This is a genomic window from Blautia sp. DFI.6.71 (genome assembly GCF_020593585.1).
Taxonomy (GTDB): domain Bacteria; phylum Bacillota; class Clostridia; order Lachnospirales; family Lachnospiraceae; genus Blautia_A; species Blautia_A wexlerae.
The window spans coordinates 1-439 of sequence record NZ_JAJDMJ010000162.1 but is presented as its reverse complement, the minus strand read 5'-3'; the positions used below and the strand labels follow the sequence as shown (position 1 = coordinate 439).

Below are 439 nucleotides of genomic sequence, written 5' to 3'. Positions count from 1 at the left end.
GTTTCTTTGTAATGCTGACGCTCGTAATTACAGACATTCCAGAGCTTGGATGCTGCATAGCACATATGCCCGATGAGGTTCGCATATTCCCGGCTGACCTTTATGGATGTTTTCTTTGACAGCAGCATTTCCTCTCCTCCATAGTATCAGTACGCTTTGCTCTGATGTTCGATGTACCTGCGGATATTTTCTTCCGATACAGATCCGACCATTTCCACATAATAGGAATGGTTCCACAGCTCCCCTTTCCAAAGCTGGTTTCTTATTTCCGGAAAACGTTCGAAAAGTTTCCTGCCGGAGATCCCCTTCAGGTATTTCATGATCGCAGTTATGGATAATTTCGGAGGGGCTGACACAAAACAGTGTACATGGTCTCCTTCCCCACATTCAAACAGATGGACCGTAAAGCCCTTATCTTCTGCGATCTCCTGCACCAGTT

The 439-nt window shown here is 45.8% G+C and carries 1 protein-coding gene; it reads right to left on the bottom strand.

Annotated features, from left to right (window positions below; all coding sequences use genetic code 11):
- Positions 1–146 precede the first annotated feature (146 nt).
- Positions 147–439, bottom strand: a 293-nt coding sequence (tnpA, locus tag LJE12_RS19730) for an IS200/IS605 family transposase (protein WP_227292409.1), incomplete at its 5' end; no start/stop codon positions are given.